This is a genomic window from Zestomonas insulae (genome assembly GCF_016901015.1).
In the GTDB taxonomy this organism is placed as follows: Bacteria; Pseudomonadota; Gammaproteobacteria; order Pseudomonadales; family Pseudomonadaceae; genus Aquipseudomonas; species Aquipseudomonas insulae.
On the sequence record NZ_JAFEUP010000006.1, the window covers coordinates 286,262 to 302,516 of the forward strand.

Genomic DNA, 16,255 nt, shown 5'->3' on the forward strand with positions numbered 1-16,255 from the left:
TCCGAGGGAGGGGTGCCGGAGCCCCCGGACCCGCCTACTGTCCATGGGCTAGGGCAGGGCGGCGATCGTCGCCCGGCCATTCATTCGAATCGAACCGGAGACTTCGATATGGCGGGTATAGCAAAACTGCTGAGTGCCTTGGCACTGGCAGGCGCCGCGTTGGGTGCGCATGCGGCGGACAAGCCGAACATCCTGGTGATCTTTGGCGACGACGTGGGTTACTACAACCTCAGTGCCTACAACCAGGGAATGATGGGCTACGAAACGCCGAACATCGACCGCATTGCCAACGAGGGTGCGCTGTTCACCCACGCCTACGGCGAGCAGTCCTGCACCGCCGGCCGCTCGGCCTTCGCCCTCGGCGAGCATCCGTTCCGCACCGGCCTGCTGACCATCGGCATGCCCGGCGCCGAGCACGGCATCCCTGACTGGGCGCCGACCATCGGCGACGTGATGAAGCAGCAGGGCTACACCACCGGCCAGTTCGGCAAGAACCACTTGGGTGACCGCGACAAGCACCTGCCGACCAAGCACGGTTTCGACGAGTTCTTCGGCAACCTCTATCACCTGAATGCCGAGGAAGAGCCGGAGGGCTACTACTATCCGAAGGACCCGGCGTTCCGCAAAAAGTACGGCCCACGCGGGGTGATCCATAGCTATGCCGACGGCAAGATCGAAGACACCGGCCCGCTGAACCGCAAGCGCATGGAGACCATCGATGACGAAGTGGTCCAAGCCACCGAGAACTTCATCGACAAGGCGCACAAGGCCGACAAGCCGTTCTTCGTCTGGTTCAACAGCACGCGCATGCATGCCTGGACCCACCTGAAGAAGGAAATCGACGGCAAGACTGGCATCGGCCTGTACCCCGACGGCATGGTCGAACATGACGGCCAGATCGGCCAACTGCTCAACAAGCTCGACGAGCTGGGCATCGCCGACAACACCATCGTCATCTACACCACCGACAACGGCGCGCAGAAAGCCACCTGGCCGGATGGCGGTACCTCGCCGTTCCATGGCGAAAAGGGCAGCAGCAACGAGGGCGGTCACCGCGTGCCGCTGCTGGTCAAGTGGCCGGGTGTGCTGAAAGCCGGCAGCCATTACAACAACCTGATCGCGCACAACGACTGGATGCCGACCTTGGCCGCCGCTGCCGGTGACGCGAATCTGGTCGCCGAGATGGCCAAAGGCAGCGAGCTGAATGGCAAGCAGTTCAAGGTGCACCTGGACGGCTACAACTTCCTGCCGTTCTTCAAAGGTGAGGCCAAGGACAGCCCGCGCGAGGAGTACTTCTACTTCTCCCAGGCCGGCGAGCTGAACGCGCTGCGCTGGAAGGACTGGAAAATCAGCTTCGCCCAGACCGAAGGCTCGGTCGGCTCGGGATCGCGCAAGGTCACCAACTGGCCGCAGATCGTCAACCTGAAGGCCGACCCGTTCGAAACCGCGCAACGCGAATCCAGCCTGTTCACCCGCTGGAAGGGCGACCAGATGTGGTTGTTCGTGCCGGTTCAGGCCGAGATCCAGAAGTTCATGGCGACCATCCCGCAGTACCCATTCCAGGAGGGCGTTAGCCTCAATCCGGCCAACATCAACTACCAGAGCCTCGCCCTGAAGCGTGCGCTGAGCAGCCTGCAGAAGGCCCCGGCCAGCGCTCAGTAACGCCCCTCCCAACCTGCCTCGGAATGCGCTAGCCGGGGCAGGCACAAACCAGCGCCAGCCTTGCTGGCGCCGCTGTGTGCCTCGGCCGTTTTCCCCCTCGGAGGGAGGGGGCTGGTGCGGATGGCGAGCCTATATGGTGATGAACAGAACACTCCGCGGCACTGCCGCGTGAAGGTTGCCGAAGTCATCCATTTGAGGCTCTTTCCCATGCTATCGATGGCATTCAATACCACCCGCTCGATGGTCATCGAGCGCGGTGCCGCCACCCGTCTCGCCACCCACGTGCGTGGCCTGGGCGGCAGCTCGGTGCTGCTGGTCACCGACGCCGGCGTCGTCGCCGCGGGCCTGCTCGACGGCGTGCTGGCCGGCTTTGCCGAGGCCGGCGTGCCGGTGCAGGTGTTCGCCGAGGTGCAGGCTGATCCACCTGAGTCGGTGATTCTCGCCGCGGTGGAAGCAGGCAAGGCCTGCGGCGCGGACTGCGTGGTTGGCTTTGGCGGCGGTAGTTCACTGGACGCCGCCAAGCTCGCTGCCCTGCTGATTCGCGGTGGCGAGGAGCTGACCCAGATCTACGGCATCAACGTCAGCAAGGGGCAACGCCTGCCGCTGATCCTGGTGCCGACCACCGCTGGTACCGGCTCCGAGGTGACCTCGGTGTCGGTGGTTACCACCGGTGAGGGCCAAAAGAACGTGGTCTATTCGCCGACCCTGCTGCCCGACCTGGCGGTGCTGGACGCTGAGCTGACGCTCGGCCTGCCGGCGCATATCACCGCGGCGACTGGCATCGACGCCATGGTCCACGCGGTGGAGGCCTACACCAGTCGCAATCTGAAGAACCCGATCTCCGACTGCCTGGCGCGCGAGGCGCTGCGCCTGCTGTCCGGCAGCCTGCAGCAAGCCTGCCGTGACGGTGCCGATCTGGTCGCGCGGGAAAATATGCTGATGGGTGCCTGCCTGGCCGGCATGGCTTTCGCCAACTCACCGGTGGCTGCCGTGCATGCGCTGGCCTACCCGATCGGCGCGCGCTTCCATGTGCCGCACGGGGTGTCCAATGCCCTGGTCCTCGGCCCGGTGATGCGCTTCAACCTCGACAGCGTGGCGCCGCTGTACGCGCAACTCGCCGAGATCGTGCTGCCGAACCTGACCGGCAGCGACCACGACAAGGCCCGCGCCCTGGCCGATCACCTCGGCGGCCTGGCCGGCGCGCTGCAGCTGCCGACCCGCCTGCGCGACGTGGGCATCGGCGAGGCCGATATCGAGAGCCTGGCGGTGGATGCGATGAAGCAGCAGCGCCTGCTCGGCAACAACCCGCGCGAGGTCCAGCTGGACGACGTCCGCGCCATCTACCGAGAAGTTCTATGAGCAACAAAGCCCCCCGTCCTCGCCGCGAGGACTTCCGCCGTTCCTACACCCTCGGCACGCGCTGGGGCGACCATGATTCCTATGGTCACGTGCAGAACGTCGTCTACTACTCGTTCTTCGATTCGGCGATCACCCAGTTCCTCGTCGAGCAGGGCACCCTGGACATCGACAACAGCCCGGTCATCGGCCTGATCGTCGAGTCGAGCTGCACCTTCTTCTCGTCGATCACCTTCCCCGATCAGGTGACCATCGGCCTGCGCATCGCCCACCTGGGCAACAGCAGCGCGCGCTACGAGCTGGGGGTGTTCCGCAACGGCGAGAGCGAGGCGTCGGCACTCGGCTACGTGGTTTACGTGTATGTCGATCGGGCCAGCAACAAGCCGGTGGCCATCCCCCAGCTGGTGCGCGACGAGCTGCTCACCCTGGTCGACTAGTTGTCGCTTCGCTGGCGCCCCGGTCGCCGCCACGTGGCTGGCGGGGGACGTCGAGTTTTCTACGGCTATGTCTCCGGTAACGGGTGCCTGGACGCGGGCGTTTTGTAGGAGCGGATTTATCCGCGAAGAGGGCGGCTCCGTGCCACCTGCATCGCGAATGAATTCGCTCCTACGGACATAGCTTTTTCTATCCCTTTCAGCCTGCAGGAAATGCCATGTCCCTGACCGGTTACAACTTCATCGCCGGCGTGCGCAGCGCTGCCGGCACCCTTCTGCTCAACAGCTTCGATGCCGGCACTGGCGAAGCCTTGCCCGGCAGCTTCGTGCAGGCCACCGCAGAAGAAGTCGATGCCGCCGCGCGGGGCGCCGAGGCCGCCTACCCGGCGTTCCGCAGCCTGGCGCCGGCCCGACGCGCCGAGTTCCTCGACGCCATCGCCGCTGAACTGGACGCGCTGGACGCCAGCTTCCTCGCCACCGTGACCCGTGAGACCGCGTTGCCGCCGGCGCGCGTGCTGAGCGAGCGGGCGCGCACCAGCAACCAGCTGCGCCTGTTCGCCCAGGCGCTGCGCCGCGGTGATTTCCTCGGCGCGCGCATCGACCGCGCGCAACCCGGGCGCCAGCCGCTGCCGCGCGCCGATCTGCGCCAGTGCCGCCTGGGCGTCGGCCCGGTGGCGGTGTTCGGCGCCGCCAACTTCCCGCTGGCGTTCTCCACCGCCGGTGGTGACACTGCCGCGGCGCTGGCCGCCGGCTGCCCGGTGATCGTCAAGGCGCACAGCGGCCACATGGCCACCGCCGAGTACGTGGCCGGTGCCATTGTCCGTGCCGCACTGGCCACCGGCATGCCCGCCGGGGTGTTCAGCATGATCTACGGCAGTGGGGTCGGCGAGCTGCTGGTCAAGCATCCGGCGATCCAGGCGGTCGGTTTCACCGGCTCGCTCAAGGGTGGTCGCGCGCTGTGCGATCTGGCCGCGGCGCGCCCGCAGCCGATCCCGGTGTTCGCCGAGATGAGCAGCATCAATCCGGTGGTGCTGCTACCCGAGGCACTGCAGCAGCGCGGCGAGCGCATTGCCGAAGAGCTGGCCGCCTCCGTGGTGCTCGGCTGTGGACAGTTCTGCACCAACCCGGGCCTGGTGCTCGGCATCCGTTCGCCAGAACTGAGTGCCTTCCTCGAGCGTTTCACCGCGCGCATGGCTGACCAGCCGGCGCAGACCATGCTCAACGCCGGCATCCTGCGCAGCTACGAGCACGGTGTCGCGGCCCTGCATGCGCACCCCGGCGTGCGCCATCTGGCAGGCGCGGCGCAAGCCGGCCGGCAGGCGCAGCCGCAGGTGTTCCAGGCCGACGCCAGCCTGCTGCTGAGCGGCGACGAATTGCTCCAGGAAGAAGTCTTCGGGCCGCTCACCGTGGTCGTCGAAGTGGCCGATGCCGCCGAGCTGCAGCGCGCTTTGCAGGCGCTGCGCGGCCAGCTGGCGGCGACGCTGATTGGTGAGCCTGGCGATCTGCAGCGCTTCCGCCATCTGGTGCCGCTGCTCGAGCACAAGGCCGGACGCCTGCTGGTCAACGGCTACCCGACCGGCGTGGAAGTCTGCGACGCCATGGTGCACGGCGGCCCCTATCCGGCCACCTCGGATGCCCGCGGCACGTCGGTCGGCACCGTTGCGATCGACCGCTTCCTGCGCCCGCTGTGCTACCAGAACTACCCCGATGAACTGCTGCCGGAAGCCCTGCAGGACGCCAACCCGCTCGGCCTGCTGCGTTTGCTGGATGGGGTGCCGAGCCGCGAGCCCGTGCAGCGCTAGCCCCGCGCGCTAGCGGCATGCGTCAGCGCCCCTCATCACGGGAGGGGCGCCTGGCGCATGCCGGCCGCTATCGTGGCCAGCCTGAAAGACCCGTCGCCGCGTGGCGCGGGTGTGTTGCTGCAAGAGGTAAAGGTCGTGAACCGTAGGCTTTCCACCCTCGCCGGCCAGCCCCGGCGACTCGACGGTGGGGTGATGTTCGGCGCGACGCCCCGGCCGTTGTGGGCCGCCTGGATGACCCCCGATCACAACAACCAGATCAGCCTGGCTTCGCGTGCGCTGCTGGTGCAGCAAGAACAGCAGAACATCCTGGTGCTGGCCGGCAGCGACAGCCTGCTGGCACCGCTGCCGCGCGCCTGTCGCTGCCAACCGCACAGCGTCGGTCTGCTCGACAGCCTGGCGCGGCACGGGCTGCGCGAAGAGGATGTCCACCTGGTACTGCTCACCCACCTGCAAGCCCGGCTGCCCCCGGAGCTGCAGGCTGCGCTGCGCGGCGGCGAGCTGCCGCGCCTGCTGTTCCCGCGCGCGCGTTACCTGGTCGGCGAGCGCCATTGGCTGCGCGCACAGCGCCCGCATCCGCTGGACCGCGCGCTGTTCGTCGCGCCGCTCATTAGCCAGCTGGAAAGCAGCGGGCGCCTGGTGCTGATCGACCGCAGCAGCTCGGCGTTGCTGGGCCCCGGCTGGCACCTGCAGAGCAGCGATGGCTTCACCCCGGGGCAGTTGCTGCCAGAGATCGACATGCCCGCCGGCAAGGTGATCTTCGCTGGCGACCTGCTGCCCGGTGCACCCTGGCTGCGGCTCGACGTGACCAGCGCGCTGGACCGCAATCCCGAATGCCTGGTCGAGGAGAAGGAACGCCTGCTCGACCACCTGGTGGCGATCGGCGGCCGGCTGGTGCTGGCCCGCGATCCCGAGGTGGCGATGCTCAGGGTCAATCGCGATCGGCAATCGCGCTACCAGCCGTTCGACCAACACGCCGAGCTCACTCGGCTCGACAGCTGAGCGCTTGCCGCCGTCGCGTTAGTCGGCAGTAGCCCGCATGGCAGTGGCGAATCCGCTAGCTGCGCTTCGCCTGCGGCACTGCGTTGCCAATCACTACCCTCGAACAGCCCGGCGGCGCCTATGGCCCCGCCGGTTGCTCGGCTGCGCGCTCAGCGCGTGCCGCACTGGATGTCGAGGGTCAGTGCATTCAGGTAGGCGTTCTCGATCACGTGCTGCACCAGCGCGGCGAACTCGCTCGGCAGGCCCATGCGGCGCGGGAACAGCAGGCTGCCAACGATGCTTTCCGAGACCTTCGCCGGCATGCCGGCCGACATGCCGGACTCGAACAGTCCAGGCGCCAGGGTCACCACACGGATGCCATGTTCGGCCAGGTCGCGGGCGATCGGCAGGGTCATGCCGATCACACCGGCCTTACTGGCGCTGTAGGCGGCCTGGCCCATCTGTCCTTCGCGGGCCGCGCCGGAGGCGGTGTTGATAATCACGCCGCGCTCGCCGGTGTCTTCAGGGTCGTTCGCACTCATCGCCAAGGCGGCGTGGCGGATGATGTTGAAGGTGCCGGTGAGGTTGACGGCGAGCACGCGGTTCCACAGATCGCTGGGGAACAGCTGGCCTTTCGACAAGGTCTTGCACGGGCCGAGGATGCCGGCGCAGTTCACCGCGATATGGATCTGCCCGTACGTCTCGAGCACCGCGTCGATGCCGGCCTGCACGCTGGCTTCATCGGCCACGTTCACCGCGATGCCTTTGAGCTGCGGGCCGAGCGCGGCGCTGAGTTTCTCTTGGTCGAGATCGAAGCCGACCACGGTGGCGCCTGCGGCCGCCAGGGCCTGGCAGGTGGCCAGGCCGAGTCCGGATGCCGCGCCGGTGACGATCGCGACTTTGTTGTCCAGTTTCATGAAAGGGGCTCTCTTGCACTGAGGGTTCGCGGCGATGGTAGGTAATGGCCGCGGACGCCGGGCCTCCCATAAGAGGGGGTGGCCAACCCCCACCTGCGCAAGTGCCCGGGCGCCCTGGCCCGGTGGCTCTGGATGCGGGCCTTGTGCCGCTCCGCCCCCTCAATTCGGATGCTGGCAAATCCCCCTTCAGTGGGAGGGGGAGGATTCCTATCCCGCTGGCAGGCTAGTGACGCTCGATCCGTTGATTGAGGTTCATCTGACTGAGCGGGGAGTCGGCGCGCAGTCGTGATTTGGCGAGATAGGAGACACCCAAGATGACGAATAACAAGAACAAGTCGAAACAGATTCAGCTTGTCAGCTCCTCTGCGCTGCGTTTGACGGCATTGGCGCTGTGCATTGCGGCCGCTGGCCAGGTGGGGGCTTTCGAGATCGATACCGGTAACGAGGACCTGCAGCTGCGCTTCGATAACACGCTGCGCTACAACATCGGTCAGCGTCTGGACAGCCAGTCCAAGGCCATTCTCGGCAACGCGAACAACGACGACGGTGATCGCAACTTCAACAAGCACAGCATGGTTGCCAACCGTCTCGACATCCTCACCGAGACCGACCTGGTCTATAAGGGCAAGTACGGCGCGCGGGTCAGTGCGGCGAGCTGGTACGACCAGGCCTATGAAGGTGATCTGGATGGTGACAACACCGCGACCTCCAACCATCTGCAAGATGGTCGGCCGGCACAAGGTCTGAGCAACTACGCCACGCGCTACTACCGCGGGCCGTCCGGCGAGATCATGGATGCCTTCGTGTTCGGCTCCTTCGACCTCGGCAACATGCCGCTGAACGCCCGTTTCGGCCGTCACACGGTCAACTGGGGCGAGTCGCTGCTCGGTAGCGGCGCGATCCATGGTATCTCCTACGGCCAGGCGCCGCTCGACCAGGCCAAGGCCCTGGCGCTGCCGGGCGTGGAAGCCAAGGAGCTGTACCTGCCGCGCACCCAGATTTCCGCGCAATTGCAGGCCACCTCCGAACTGTCCTTTGCCGCGCAGTACTTCCTGGAGTGGCGTCCTTCGCGCGTGCCGGAGGCCGGTACCTACCTGGGCTTCAGTGACGCCTTCCTGCAGGGCGGCGAGTCCCTCGTTCTGGGGGGGAGGCGTGTCGGGCATGGCGACGATATCGAGCCGGAGGACCGTGGCGACTGGGGCGTGATGGCGCGCTGGAGCCCGGAGTGGCTGGACGGCACCCTCGGCTTCTACGTGCGCAACTTCTCCGACACCCAGCCGCAGCTCATTCAGATGATTACGGTGGGATCGCCCGCGCTTAATTGCACCACGACGTCCTGCAAATACTTCGCGAACTACGGCGACGACATCGACATGTACGGCCTGAGCCTGTCGAAGGAAGTCGGCGGCATCAGCTTCGGTGCGGACCTCAACTATCGCCGCAACATGCCGCTGAACAGCGGCGCGGTGACGGTGACCTCGCCCGCCCGGCTGCCGGACGATGGCGATGTCCTCGGTGCCCGCGGCGACACCCTGCACGGGGTGCTCAACGCGATCGGCTCGCTCAGCCCGACGGCGGTGTACGACGGCGCTTCCTGGTCGGCCGAGCTGACGGCGAGCCGTTGGCTGTCGGTCACCGACGACCCGAACAACGTGTTCAAAGGGACCTCCCTGTACAAGTCCAACCCGCTCAACATCGATGCGGTGACTCGCAGTGCCTATGGCGCGGCGGTGAACTTCACGCCGGTCTGGTACCAGGTGTTCCCGGGTGGCGACGTGTCCTTGCCGCTCAGCTACTCGCGCGGCCTGAACGGCAACTCCGCAGTCGCCTCCGGCGGCAACGAAGATGCCGGCAGCTACGCGGTCGGCGTGGCTCTGGACCTGTACAGCCGCTACCGCTTCGACCTGAAGTATGTCGACTACTTTGGCGACATCTCGAAGAACCCCAATGGCTCCCTGCGCACCACCAGTGGCGCTCAGTCGGCCCTGGAAGACCGCGGCGCGGTGTTCTTCACCTTCAAAACCACGCTCTGACCTCAGCGCGATCCACCCGGCCGCTGGCTGCCGGGTGGGGCCTTCGCCTCACCGTCCCCGCGGTGGGGCGATGGCTTTTCTCCATGCGTGGTTCACGCCGGCATGACAGGGACGCCGATTCATTGGCTCCGAGCAGGATGGTCCTGCTCTTGCCGTTCCGCAGTAGGCGCTTAGGCGCACCGATTCGAGGGTACAAACGTGCTGGTAAAACGTATCTGCACCCGGCTTGCGATTCTCGCCGCGCTGGCCGGTCCGGCCGTCGCGCAACCCGTGTTCACTTCGCCCATGGACCTGGCCGCCGCGCCGAGTACCAAGGCGCTGCTTTCTCCGCTCAATGCACTGGCAGCGGCGGGTGGTCGGACGATTGCCGCCGGGCAGCGCGGCCACATTCTCTATTCCGACGATGGCCAGACCTGGCGCCAGGCGCAGGTTCCGGTCAGTTCCGACCTGACCGCCCTGGCGTTCCCCAGCGCCCAGCAGGGCTGGGCGGTCGGCCATGAAGGGGTGATCCTGCACAGCGCCGACGGTGGCGTGACCTGGAACAAGCAGCTCGACGGCCGGCAGATCGCCGAACTGGTCAGCAAGCGCTACGGCGCGGCGGCCAACGCCGACGACCCAGAGGCGCAGCGCCTGCAGCAGGAGGCGGAGTCCCTTGCCGCGCAGGGCGCCGACAAGCCGCTGCTGGATGTCTGGTTCGAGAACGAGCAGAAGGGCTTCGTGGTCGGCGCGTTCAACCTGATCCTGCGCACCGAGGACGGTGGCAAGACTTGGACGCCGTGGCTCGACCGCATCGACAACCCGCGCGGCATGCACCTCTACGGCATCCGTCCGGCGGGCGGCTCGCTGTTCATCGTCGGGGAGCAGGGCCTGGTGCTCAAGCTCGATGCCGCCGGCCAGCGCTTCCAGCCGGTGGCGCTGCCCTACGAGGGCACGCTGTTCGGTCTGCTCGGCAATCGCGACATGGTGCTGGTCTACGGACTGCGCGGCAACGCGTATCGCAGCGTCGATGGTGGCGCCAGCTGGAGCAAGGTCGAGACCCATGTGCATGCCGGCCTGACTGCCGGCACCGCGCTCGGCGACGGCTCCCTTGTGCTGGTCAGCCAGGCCGGACAAATCCTTCGCTCGCGGGACCAGGGCGCTAGCTTCGCGCCGGTCAAGCCGCGCCGTGTCGCCCCGAACTTCGCTGTGGCCCCGGCTGCTGGTGGCGCTATCGCGCTGGCCGGCATCGGTGGCGTGCGCGTGGAAAACCTGCAGTAACAACAGATCCGTTGGGGATAGGTAATGAACACCAACAAATTCGACGACAACCTGCAGACGATCCGCGACCTGAAGGCGTTCGACCGCAAGTCCGGCAGCTGGCTCGAGCGGCTGATCTTCAACCATCGCCTGCTGGTGGTGATCCTCTGTGCACTGGCCACGCTGCTGCTGGGCTGGGATGCGACCAAGCTGACGTTCAACGCGGCGTTCGAGAAGACCATTCCGCACCACCAGCCGTACATCCGCAATTTCCTCGACAACCGCAGCGAACTTGCCGGTCTCGGCAATGCGGTGCGCGTGGTGGTGGAGAACAAGAGCGGTGACATCTTCGCGCCGGACTACCTGCAGGCGCTCAAGGAAATCAACGACGAGCTGTTCCTCACTCCGGGTATCGACCGCGCCAACGTCAAGTCGCTGTGGATGCCGGTGGTGCGCTGGAACGAAGTTACCGAGGAAGGTTTCACCGGCGGTCCGGTGATGCCCGACAACTACACCGGTTCGGCGGAGAACATCGAGCAGCTGAAACAGAACATCGGCCGCGCGCAACTGCTCGGCAGCCTGGTCGGCAACGATTACCGCTCGAGCATGATCTTCCTGCCGCTGCTGGATAAGGACGTGAACACCGGGGCGGTGCTCGACTACTGGGAACTGTCCAAGCAGCTGGAAGCGGTACGCAGCAAGTTCTCCGGCGAGCAGGGCAGTGCGCAGGTCGAGATCCGTCTGGTCGGCTTCGCCAAGGTGGTCGGCGAACTGCTCGACGGCCTGGTGCAGATGATCCTCTACTTCGCCGTCGCGGCAGTGATCGCCGCGCTGATCATCTTTGCCTGGACCCGTTGCCTGCGCAGCACCCTGCTGGTGCTGGCCTGCTCCTGCGTGGCGGTGCTCTGGCAGCTCGGCCTGATCGCCCGGCTCGGCTACGAGCTGGACCCCTATTCGATTCTGGTGCCGTTCCTGGTCTTCGCCATCGGCGTGTCCCACGGCGCGCAGAAGATGAACGGCATCATGCAGGACATCGGTCGTGGCACCCACAAGCTGGTCGCCGCCCGTTACACCTTCCGCCGCCTGTTCCTCGCCGGGCTGACCGCGCTGGCCGCCGACGCGGTGGGTTTCGCGGTGCTGATGATGATCGACATTCCGGTCATCAAGGACCTGGCAATCACCGCCAGCATCGGCGTGGCGCTGCTGGTGTTCACCAACCTGATCCTGCTGCCGGTGATGCTCTCCTACACCGGTGTCAGTCAGAAGGCGGCGCAGCGCAGCCTGCGTGCCGACGAGGCGGAACTCGGCGGTGTGTGGAAACTGCTGGTGCGCTTCACCGAACGGCGCTGGGCGCTGGCGGCGCTCGCGGCATCGTTGGTCCTGCTGGTTGGCGGCTTCATGGTCAGTACCCAGCTGAAGATCGGCGACCTCGATGCCGGGGTTTCCGAACTGCGCCCGAACTCGCGCTACAACCTCGACAACGCCTACATCACCAACAGGTACTCGCTGTCGACCGATCAGTTCGCGGTGATCGTCAAGACCGCCCCGGAAGGCTGCCTCGAGTACCAGACGCTGATCGAGGCCGACCGCCTGGGTTGGGCGCTGCAGCAGGTGCCCGGCGTGCAGAGCACGGTGTCGCTGGCCGACGCGGTGCGCAAGATCACCGCCGGCTCTTATGAAGGCAGCAACAAGTGGCTGTCGATCCCGCCGAACCAGGACGTGCTGAACTACGCGGCGCGTACCGCCAGCACCACCAACCCGGAGCTGTTCAACACCGATTGCTCGGTGATGCCGGTGGTCGCCTACCTGGCCGACCACAAGGCCGAGACGCTCGATCGGGTGGTCAAGGCCGCCGAGGCGTTCGCCGCCGCGCACAGCACCCCCGAGCACCAGTTCCTGCTCGCCGCCGGTAGCGCCGGCATCGAGGCGGCGACCAACATCGTGGTCAAGAAGGCCAACTTCACCATGCTGATGTACGTCTATGCGGCGGTCATCGTGCTGTGCTTCGTCACGTTCCGCAGCTGGCGCGCGGTGATCGTCGCCGTGGTGCCGCTGGTGATTACTTCGGTGCTCTGCGAGGCATTGATGGTCGCGCTGGGCATGGGCGTGAAGGTCGCCACGCTGCCGGTGATCGCCCTCGGCGTCGGCATCGGCGTCGACTATGCGCTGTACCTGCTGAGCATCCAGCTGGCCCGCCAGCGTGCCGGCGCGTCGCTCGCCGAGGCGTACTGCTACGCGCTGCGCTTCACCGGCAAGGTGGTCGCGCTGGTCGGTGTGACGCTGGCCGCCGGGGTGATCACCTGGGCCTTCTCGCCCATCAAGTTCCAGGCCGACATGGGCATCCTGCTGACCTTCATGTTCCTCTGGAACATGCTCGGCGCCCTGGTGCTCATCCCGGCGCTCTCGCACTTCCTGCTGCGCGGCAGCGCGACGCCGGACGCCGCCCGCGTGCAGGCGACCACCAACGTGCAGCGCAAGGTGCCGGCCGCCCAATGTCTCTGACGAGGACCGTGCCGGTGCGCCGCCTGCGCGCCGGCCGGTGCTCGGTTTCTACCCATTAAGCGAAATGTACAAGGTGTAACGATGAGCGATTCCTCCTCTGTTTTTCTGAGCGAACAAGAACTGATGATTCGCGACTCGGCGCGCAAGGTCGCGCTCGAGGTGGTCGCGGCCACCGCGGCCGAGCGGGATCGCAGCGGTGCCTGGCCGCACGCTGAACTGGCGGCGGCCGCCGAGCTGGGTTTTCTCGGCATGCTGATCCCCGAGGAGTACGGCGGCGCGGGCTTGAGCTTCGTCGAGTACTGCCTGGCCATCGAAGAGTTCGCCGCCGCCGACGCCGGTTTCGCCACGCTGATCCATGTGCACAACTCCGCCGGCATGTCGATCGCCCGGCTCGGCACCGAGGCGCAGAAGCGCAAGTACCTGCCGGGTATCGCCGACGGTTCGCGGATCGGCGCGTTCCTGCTGAGCGAGCCGCAGGCCGGCTCCGACACCGCGGCGTTCCGTACCAGTGCCCGCCGTGAGGGCGAGCACTACGTGCTCAACGGCAGCAAGCAGTTCATCTCCAACGGCAACGAAGCGGGCGTCGGCCTGGTCCTCGCGGTGACTGACAAGGCCGCCGGCAAGAAGGGCAGCAGCCTGTTCATCGTCGATCCGCACGAGCATCCCGGCTATGTCGTCGCGCGCATCGAGGAGAAGCTCGGCCAGCGTTCGGCGCACGTCGCGCAGATCCAGCTCGAGGAGTGCCGCGTGCCGCTGGACAACCTGCTCGGCGCCGAAGGGGCCGGGTACGGGGCCATCATGGGTTCGCTGTCCGAGGGCCGAGTGGCCATCGCCGCGGTGGCCACCGGTGTGGCGCGTGCCGCGCTGGACGCCGGGGTCGCCTACGCCAAGGAACGCGAGGCCTACGGCGCGCCGATCATCAACCTGCAAGGCGTGGCCTTCGACCTGGCCGAAATGGCGATGAAAGTCGACGTGTCGCACCAGTACGTGGTGCATGCCGCGCGCTTGTGCGAAGCCGGGGTCCAGTGTGCCAAGGAGGCCTCGATCGCCAAGCTGTTCGCCAGCGAGATGGCCGAGAAGGTCTGCTCCGACGCCCTGCAGGTGCATGGCGGCTACGGCTACCTAAACGACTTCCCTGTCGAGCGCTATTGCCGTGACGTGCGGGTGACCAAGATCTACGAAGGCACCAGCCACATCCAGAAGCTGATCATCTCGCGCAGCCTCGGCTAGCGGCCTGCGGGCGGCCCCCTCGAAAGGCGAGGGGACGGGCCTGGCGGTGCTTCCTACCCTTATCCGGACCTGGATCGTACCGGGCTGCAGGACACCGCCCTGACGAGGAATCGGGCCATGAATGTTGAGAGTCCCAGCGCAGATCAGCGGTTTGTGATCGACAGCTTTCGCCAGTTCCTCGCCTCGGAGATCGAGCCGATCGCGCGCGGCTACCGCGACCGGCCGATTCCCAAAGAGCGGATGCTCGACATCACCCAGGCGATCGCCGAATTCGGCCTGCCCGGCGCCAGCGTGGCCAAGAGCCTCGGTGGCCTAGGCCTGTCGCCGAGCACCGAGGCGATGCTGTTCGAGGAGCTCAGCGTCGTCTCGCTCGACATCGCCTGGTGCGTGATCACCAACCGCGCGGCGGCCACGGTTCTCGCCGAGCTGCCGGCAACCCAGGCGCACCTGCGCGATCGCTACCTCGCCGACCTGCTGGCGGGGCGCGCGTGCGCCGGCTTCTGCCTGGGTGATGCCGACGCGGCGCTGAATCCGTCGATCCATGCCGTGCCGGACGGCGACAGTGTCGTGCTGTCCGGCGAGGCCGGCTGGGTCGCCAATGGCCATTTCGCCGATTTCCTCATTGTTGCTGCCAGCGCTGAGCAGGGCGCGCGGTGGCATCTGATCGTCGACCGCAAGGACCACGGCTATCTGTCGCGCAAGCTCGAGCGGGTCGCGGTGAACGGTCAGCCCGCCGCGCAGATCAGCTTCAGCGCGGTGCGGGTGCTCAGCGTCGATCGCATCTGGATCGGCGAAGCGGGGCTGCACAGCGCACGGCGGCTGCTGGCCAAGCAGCATGCCGATATCGCCCTGCTGGCGCTCGGCCTGATGCGCGCGGCCCTCGACGCCGCGCTGGCCCACCTGCACGCGCTGCACCCCGGCCTGCAGGTCGCTCCGCAGGTGGCGACCCGGCTCGCCGAGATGGCCACCTTCATCGAAGCCGCCCGGCTGATGTGCTTCCAGGCCATCGCCCAGAAGGAGGCCGGCGGCACCGCGGTGTCGATGGCCAAGTGGCTGGTCTGCGAGCTGGCGGTGAGGGTCTGTCACGCCGCCATGCAGGTGCAGGGCGGCGCGGGCCGCGACAGCGAGATCGAACGCCTGGCGCGCGAGGCGCTGCTGCTGTCGATCTCCGGCGGCACCACCGATTGCCACAAACAGTGGATCGCCGACGCGCTTGGCGCGTCGCTGTGAGCCCGCCGGCCGGCTTGGCGGTTTGCCGCCGAGCGCCGACACCATGAGGCGCTGATTGTCATGCTCAACCGTACCCTGCAAACCGATGCCGCCGCGCTCAAGGACACCCCGTCCCAGGCCGGCGGCGACGTGCTGCTGGTCGAACTCACCGCCCGGCAGCGCAAACTGCCGCGCCAGGCGCGTTCGGTCGCCCTGGTCGAGGCACTGAAAAAAGCCGGCCGCGACATCCTCGAGCAGGACGGTCGCGGCGGCTTGTCGGTGTACCGCCTGGCGGACTACTCGGGGGTCGCCATCAGTTCGATCTACGAGTACTTCCCGACCATCGAAGCGCTGGTCGGGGCGATCTTCGACGACTACCGCGACGAGGCGCGCCAGGAGGGGATCGCCAGCCTGGCCAGTCTGCCGGCGACCGCCACCTTGCTCGACGGCATCGAACGGGTGCTCAGCTGCGGACTGGCGGCCCTGCACCGCTGGATGCAGATCGATTCGGAGCTGAGCATCAAGGCCGCCTATCACGCCGAGCTGGTGCGCCTCGACCTGGTCAAGGCGGAGCGCTTCTGGTCGGCGATGGTGATTCCCGCATTGGTCGAGCGCTTTTCCAGCGAGGTGCTGGTGCGCGATCGGGAGAAGGCTGGCTTCCTCGCCTATCAGGCGGTGGTGGCCATCCCGCGCGCGCTGCTGCTCGAGCGGCCGCAGTACCTGGTGGCCCCCGACACCGTCCGCCTGCTGGCGCGGATGATCCATGCGCTGCTGACCACCCCGGATTTGGAAACGCGCCGCTGACCGCCGGTCTGTGTTTTAAAAAGCCATCTAAAACAAATAGTTAGGCGATTTTTTCGGGTGACTGAATCCGGAACTAATCGGCGCCGAGGCTC

12 protein-coding genes are annotated in these 16,255 nt (G+C 66.7%); 11 read left to right on the top strand and 1 reads right to left on the bottom strand.

What is annotated here, in order from left to right:
• The first annotated feature begins 108 nt into the window (after positions 1-108).
• The 5 genes from JQX08_RS19850 to JQX08_RS19870 all read left to right on the top strand — a co-directional run bounded on the left by JQX08_RS19850 (position 109) and on the right by JQX08_RS19870 (position 6,253).
• The gene (locus tag JQX08_RS19850) at positions 109-1,662 is read left to right on the top strand and encodes an arylsulfatase (protein WP_205350153.1); all 1,554 of its coding nucleotides are present in this window, start codon (positions 109-111) and stop codon (positions 1,660-1,662) included.
• Between the two features lie 207 nt (positions 1,663-1,869).
• Positions 1,870-3,021 carry an iron-containing alcohol dehydrogenase gene (locus JQX08_RS19855; protein WP_205350154.1) on the top strand — a complete coding sequence of 384 codons (1,152 nt, stop codon included), beginning with the start codon at positions 1,870-1,872 and terminating at the stop codon, positions 3,019-3,021.
• Positions 3,018-3,455 carry an acyl-CoA thioesterase gene (locus JQX08_RS19860; RefSeq protein ID WP_205350155.1) on the top strand — a complete coding sequence of 146 codons (438 nt, stop codon included), beginning with the start codon at positions 3,018-3,020 and terminating at the stop codon, positions 3,453-3,455. The genes JQX08_RS19855 and JQX08_RS19860 overlap by 4 nt, the downstream gene beginning before the upstream one ends.
• Before the next feature lie 215 nt (positions 3,456-3,670).
• Complete coding sequence (locus JQX08_RS19865; RefSeq protein WP_205350156.1) at positions 3,671-5,254, top strand: aldehyde dehydrogenase (NADP(+)); 1,584 nt, start codon at positions 3,671-3,673, stop codon at positions 5,252-5,254.
• 135 nt (positions 5,255-5,389) lie between these two features.
• A complete protein-coding gene (locus JQX08_RS19870) occupies positions 5,390-6,253 on the top strand; it encodes an MBL fold metallo-hydrolase (protein WP_205350157.1) in 864 nt (287 codons plus the stop codon).
• Positions 6,254-6,402: 149 nt separating this feature from the next.
• Here the strand turns inward: JQX08_RS19870 and JQX08_RS19875 are convergent, their stop codons facing one another.
• Positions 6,403-7,149, bottom strand: a complete 747-nt coding sequence (locus JQX08_RS19875) for an SDR family NAD(P)-dependent oxidoreductase (RefSeq protein ID WP_205350158.1) — start codon at positions 7,147-7,149, stop codon at positions 6,403-6,405.
• A 314-nt stretch (positions 7,150-7,463) separates the two neighbouring features.
• Here JQX08_RS19875 and JQX08_RS19880 point away from each other — a divergent pair, with 314 nt between their 5' ends.
• The 6 genes from JQX08_RS19880 to JQX08_RS19905 all read left to right on the top strand — a co-directional run bounded on the left by JQX08_RS19880 (position 7,464) and on the right by JQX08_RS19905 (position 16,163).
• Positions 7,464-9,182, top strand: coding sequence for a DUF1302 domain-containing protein (locus tag JQX08_RS19880; RefSeq protein ID WP_205350159.1), 1,719 nt, complete (start codon positions 7,464-7,466; stop codon positions 9,180-9,182).
• A gap of 198 nt (positions 9,183-9,380) precedes the next feature.
• Entirely contained in the window at positions 9,381-10,439 is a 1,059-nt protein-coding gene (locus tag JQX08_RS19885) for a WD40/YVTN/BNR-like repeat-containing protein (RefSeq protein WP_346727618.1), read from the top strand.
• Positions 10,440-10,463: 24 nt separating this feature from the next.
• The gene (locus tag JQX08_RS19890) at positions 10,464-12,920 is read left to right on the top strand and encodes an efflux RND transporter permease subunit (protein ID WP_205350160.1); all 2,457 of its coding nucleotides are present in this window, start codon (positions 10,464-10,466) and stop codon (positions 12,918-12,920) included.
• 81 nt (positions 12,921-13,001) lie between these two features.
• Positions 13,002-14,150 (top strand): acyl-CoA dehydrogenase family protein, encoded by a 1,149-nt coding sequence (locus JQX08_RS19895; RefSeq protein WP_205350161.1) that lies wholly within the window; start codon positions 13,002-13,004, stop codon positions 14,148-14,150.
• Between the two features lie 117 nt (positions 14,151-14,267).
• On the top strand, positions 14,268-15,380 hold the full coding sequence (locus JQX08_RS19900; RefSeq protein WP_205350162.1) for an acyl-CoA dehydrogenase family protein: 1,113 nt from the start codon (positions 14,268-14,270) through the stop codon (positions 15,378-15,380).
• Between the two features lie 60 nt (positions 15,381-15,440).
• A complete protein-coding gene (locus JQX08_RS19905) occupies positions 15,441-16,163 on the top strand; it encodes a TetR/AcrR family transcriptional regulator (RefSeq protein ID WP_205350163.1) in 723 nt (240 codons plus the stop codon).
• Positions 16,164-16,255: the final 92 nt, after the last annotated feature.